Origin of the sequence: Candidatus Stygibacter australis (assembly GCA_030765845.1) — a bacterium.
GTDB classification, from domain to species: Bacteria; Cloacimonadota; Cloacimonadia; order Cloacimonadales; family TCS61; genus Stygibacter; species Stygibacter australis.
This window is the reverse complement of record JAVCDJ010000078.1, coordinates 1-5,466: the sequence shown is the minus strand read 5'-3', so window position 1 is coordinate 5,466 and position 5,466 is coordinate 1. Positions and strand designations below refer to the sequence as shown.

The following is a 5,466-nucleotide window of genomic DNA, read 5'->3' as shown; positions in this document are numbered from 1 at the left end:
TAAAGTGAAGATAATTGATGTAGAAACAGATAGGGATCTTCCTGCTGGAGAAATTGGTAAAATCCTTTGTAAAGGTGATTTTGTTATGACCGGCTATCTGGGTGATTATGAAGAAACCTTACTGCATATGCACAATGGCTGGTACGATACCGGTGATATGGGCTGTTTTGATGATGATGGCTTTCTCTGGCATAAGGGTAGACTGAAAAGATTTGTGAAAATTGGTGGTGAAATGGTGTCTCTGGTGCGGGTGGAAGATGTCATTACCCGTCTGCTGCCGGAAGAAATCCAATGCTGCGTGGTAGAATTACCTCATCCTGTAAAAGGAGCAGAGATCGCGGTGGCAATTTCATCAGAAAATTATAACAAGCTTAAGCTAAGTCTTCAGCTAAAATTGGAATTACCTGCTATTGCTTTACCAAAACGTTTCTATGTCTTAGAAGAAATGCCGTTATCTGGAACAGGGAAAATTGATTTTAGAGAAGTAAAAAATATCTGCGGCAGATTACGACTGGAGCAGAAAGAAAATAAAGAAGACTTAAAATCGCGGATAAATTCATTAGTACATAAGAAACCGGAAAAAAAGGTATCAGAAGAAGATAATTCGCTTGATTGCTAATATTATATAGATTGATTTCCTGCTATAAATTCCTTTTAAAAGTATTTATCTTGACGAAAGTTATAAACAAAAAATTTTAAGAAAAACTGGGCTGGAGGTTTTTGTCATTGTGAATTTCGATAGTAAAGATAAGCAGGGGAAAACGCAGGCTGAAAATAAGTTGAAAACCGCCTTAGAACAGAAAATACTTCAGGATATTTATGACCTTGTAGATTATACTATTGAAGAAGAAGGTTTCATTACGGTTGATTGTGATGAGAATATCACCTATATTAATGATACACTATGTAAACAATTGGGCTATAAGCAGCTTGATCTGATAGGAAGCTCATTCAATAAACTCACCATTGAAGATGAATTTCAGAGAGTTAAGTCGATTACCGGCGTTCGTCAGGATGGTCGGGCTTCATCTTACCAGTTGATCTTGATCACAAAATCAGAAGAACAAAGAGTATTTCGGGTGAGTGCAGCTCCTCTTTATATTGATAACAAGTTTCTGGGCACTTTAGGAATATTTTCTGATATCACAGCAGAAAAGGAAGATATCAATAATCTGGCAACCAGCGTTCAGTATCATGAATTAATGGTTAAGAACCTTCCTTTAGGTTCATTGATCCTTGACAGCGATGGCAATATCATTACAATGAATCCCGCCTTTACCAGGATTACTGGGATAAAACCAGACAATCTGCTTAATCAGCCAGTATTGAAGATCAAGTTCCTCTCCAATCTCAGATATCGCTATGCTATCGATAATTTATTGCTCTATCTGGTGGAATTTGATCTGGAAACAGATGATATTATCCAAAGAAATGAGCATTTATATCTTCGCATTAGAGGTTATTATCTTTCCACAACATCTAATAAGTCATACTTCTTCCTGGTTTTTGATGATATCACTACCCGAAAAATGCAGCAGATAGAAGTGAAGAAGAAGATGGATGACCTGCTGAAACTGGAAAAGCATTTGCAGGAGACAGTTTCTGCCAAAGAAAGGGAGCTGCAGGAAAAAGAATGGCAGCTTCTGGAAAAAGCTAAACAGGAAACCAATCGCGAACTGCTGGCTAAAATCGCTCATTACTGGCGTCAGCCTCTTAATAATGCAACTGTACTCATCCAGTCACTCCAGGATGATTATGATTTTGGCGAACTTAATGAAGATAGATTTGATAAAAAAGTTAATAGTGCTGTGAGCCAGCTTATGCATCTTTCAAATACTCTGGAAACTTTCCGCTATTTGAGTAATGATGATCTGGTCAAACAGGATTTCATCCTCGCAGATGTTATCAAAAAAGCAATAAACCTGTTGATGCCATCCTGTCATAGCGCTAAGATCAAAGTTAAAACCAATCTTGATGACAAAATATTAGTGGAAGGCTATCCTCGTCGTTTTGCCCAGGCTGTTGTGAATGTGATGGAGAATGCTATTGAAGCCTTAGTAGAAAGAGATGTATCTGAACCGCGAATTTCTCTCTCGATCAATTTCAAGGATGATACGGCGGAAGTAATAATTGGTGATAATGCCGGAGGTATCGAAGCTGATATTGCCACCCGCATCTTTGAACCATATTTTACGACCGGGGATAAGGAATCACAAGGTTTGGGACTCTATATGGCAAGAAATGTGATCACTGAAATGCTGAAAGGTGAAATTAGATATATGCGCACGATTGCCGGTTCAGATTTTATGATTAATTTGCCGGCTAAGATGAAATACAAAGACTGATCTTCGCTTTCCCGACTTATAATTATAACCTCTTAAAGATAATTTTTTCCTTGATTTAGATTTTTTTTCCTGGTTGGAACAATTAATGTATCATGTATTAGCAAAACTTAATCATAAAACTCTCTCAAGGCGGATGTAAAATCCGCCTTTTTTATTATTGACAGCCTGTGCTGGTTCAGATTACTTCCCCTAAAAGTGTTGAGGATTAGATTGTGAATATTATTGAAATAATAAAACTGAGCGTGATTTGTCTGTTTATGGCAATTTTACCCGCATGCCGTGATAATGGGGTTGACAACGCCAAAAAGATTGAATTTGATTTTCAAAATGAGCAGCTTTCAGAAGTAGATACTACTATCACTGCTGTTCAAAATCTCCCTACTCCTTTTCTGGTTAGTGGTGAAATCCCTAAGGGTGGTACTTTAGCTAATGTTCTTCTTAAAAATGAACTTAACGGTAACGATGTTTACGATGCTGTAAACTCTTTGAACAGTCTATTTGATTTACGACATGTACAACCTGGTGACAAGTTCCAGGTAATGACTGATTCAACCGGATTCATATATGAATTAACTTTTTATAGAAACCCTATCAAAAAGTATCAGGTCTATCGTGACAGCTCTGGAGCAATGACTGCCAGGATAGCAGAAGAGACCTTGACCATGAACGTGGAGCTGATTGAAGGGGTACTAGAAAGCTCATTATATAAAACAGTTCTGGATGCAGGTGAACAGCCAGCCCTTGCCATGCTCTTCACTCAGATATTCCAGTGGGATATAGATTTTTTCATTGACCCTCGCCAGGGTGACAGCATCAAAATTCTGTTTGAAAAATATACTCTCAATGGTGAACATGTAAGATACGGTAATATTCTGGCTGCCTCCTATATCAGTAAATCCTCTGAGGATACTGCCTATCGTTTTACAGATAGCAAGGGTTCCAGCAAATATTACGATGAAAAGGGGGTCTGTTTCCAAAAGGCTTTCCTGAAATCCCCCTTGAATTTCACCCGGATAACCAGTAAATTTGGCAGAAGGGTACATCCGATCACAAAAAAAAACAGTATGCATAATGGAGTGGATTATGCAGCACCCTATGGCACACCGGTCGAAGCAGCAGCCGATGGCGTGATCCAGCAAGCTCGCTGGAATGCGGGTCACACCGGCAATACAGTGATCATCAAGCATCCCAATGGCTATAAAACTCTTTACGGGCATCTGAGCAAGTATGGTAAATATAAAGCAGGTCAAAAGGTGAAGCAGCATGATGTGATCGGTTATGTGGGCTCTACGGGTCGCTCCACAGGAAACCATCTGCACTATACTATCTACCTGCATGGCAACCCTATTGATCCGCTCAAACTCAAAAACGTGGCCGGACCACCAGTTCCTGCCAGTGAAATGGCTGCTTTTAAGCAGAATGTCCAGAATTTGAAAGATCAGTTGAAATCAGAAATTGAACCGGAAATAGTAGATGAACCAGTGATCATTGCAGACAGTATGGAGCAGGATATCTTTCTGCCTTCAGAAAAAAATCCGATCAATCTGGATCCCACTATGCTGCTGATCATCATTATAGCACAATCTCTGCTCATAATCGTGCTTCTGATCCTGCTGCTATTTAAACGAAAACGTTACCAGAGAATTATTGAGTAATTTCTCAATCTCCTGATAATTATCTCTGTTTTCAATCGATGTATCCATAAATACATACAAGAACGAACATAATACCGAGAAAAAAGCAAAAACAGCAAAATCAACAGAAAAACTGTACTAATATAAAACTAGAGTACCTGAAATATCATATAATCAACTATATTAGATACTTTTAGCGTAATCAAAAGTAATCAGGAAGCCTTAAGGTGGAACAACAAAGCACGTACTGACATTTTTTTGTTATATTGTGCTTTGTTGTTATACCTGTTTGGCCGTTTGAAACAGGAAATTAGCTAAATTAGAGCAGAAAAAGCCTGGGGAAAAATTTAATCCGGGTAAAAAAGTGATAGATAAATATACAAGAAAACGATTGTTTCCTAATGATAAATTCTTAGCAATCTAAGGTCATCATCATTTTTACCAGAGATTTATCACTGTATATCAATTGCATAGTGTCAAAGAAATGTATCGGGGAAAATAATTTTGTTGATATGTATATGGATTGATAAAAAATAAATTTGACAACCTGCGGAGTGGTAACGAATTTGCAGATAATTGAATAAATGTATTTAAATATAAGGTTGAAGGAGTACTTTATGAAGGTTAACCTGAACCAGAAAGGCAGATTAGTGTTATTTGCACTGATCTTAGCTTTCTTGTTACCTTACTCATCCTTTGCAAAAGCGAACCCGGAAGACTACATGGTAAAATCCCTTCACGTATCAGATGTACCAGACGATGCGGGGAGTGGATTAGTAGTGAGTTGGGCGCCATTACCAAAGGATAGAAGGATTATTGAGTATCGAGTTTATCGTGGAACGGTTGCTGATACTCTTTTTTATATCGGTAAGATCGATGTAAATTTAAAGACTGGCATAGCTGGAGATTCAGTATATTTTTATGATTCCGGCTGGTTAGGTTTTGTGGACTTGGAGTCACCAGGAAAATTAAAAAAAGAAAAAGGTGATCATCCTGACCTGACACTTTACCGGGAATATCCTCGGGACATCACTGTTAATGGTCCCCAGTTAAGGGACAATTACGTAGTGCTGGGAATAGGTCAGGAGAAGGAATATCTTCATCAAGCCACAAAAGTGGAAAAAGAGAATGAAGATGGAGAGACGGATGTATATTCCGGTCTGCGTCTTAATCAGTTTGATGCTATGTATAAGCATTTAAAAACTGATCGGGAATATTATTATACAGTGATAGCTGTGGATGAAGCACGGCATTATTATCCTGAAGTAACACCAGTAAAAGGTGTACCGAGGAGAAATAGTCCTGAGAAGCCCAAACCTCTTGCCAGTGTATTTGTGGAAGATGCCAACAGGTTACAGTTTGAGTGGAAATTGCCAGTAGAACCAGGACCCGTAAATGGCTATCAGGTTTGGATGCTGCCAAAGGAAGCAAATGAAGATTTTGAAGCATACAAAAAAGAGCAGAAATTAAAAGAGCAAAATAAGCTT

At 38.3% G+C, this 5,466-nt stretch carries 4 protein-coding genes; all 4 read left to right on the top strand.

Translation table 11 applies throughout. From position 1 onward, the window contains the following. A partial coding sequence (locus RAO94_04630; GenBank protein MDP8321621.1) for an AMP-binding protein occupies positions 1-619 on the top strand: 619 nt, incomplete at its 5' end. Between the two features lie 160 nt (positions 620-779). Then, the gene (locus tag RAO94_04625; protein ID MDP8321620.1) at positions 780-2,345 is read left to right on the top strand and encodes a PAS domain-containing sensor histidine kinase; all 1,566 of its coding nucleotides are present in this window, start codon (positions 780-782) and stop codon (positions 2,343-2,345) included. A 257-nt stretch (positions 2,346-2,602) separates the two neighbouring features. Then, positions 2,603-4,000 carry a peptidoglycan DD-metalloendopeptidase family protein gene (locus tag RAO94_04620; GenBank protein ID MDP8321619.1) on the top strand — a complete coding sequence of 466 codons (1,398 nt, stop codon included), beginning with the start codon at positions 2,603-2,605 and terminating at the stop codon, positions 3,998-4,000. A gap of 596 nt (positions 4,001-4,596) precedes the next feature. Beyond that, positions 4,597-5,466, top strand: an 870-nt coding sequence (locus RAO94_04615) for a hypothetical protein (protein MDP8321618.1), incomplete at its 3' end; no start/stop codon positions are given.

What these genes read in the sequence shown, in the direction of transcription:
- RAO94_04620 (MDP8321619.1), top strand. Translation starts at nt 2,603, where the DNA reads ATGGCAATTTTACCCGCATGCCGTGATAATGGGGTTGACAACGCCAAA.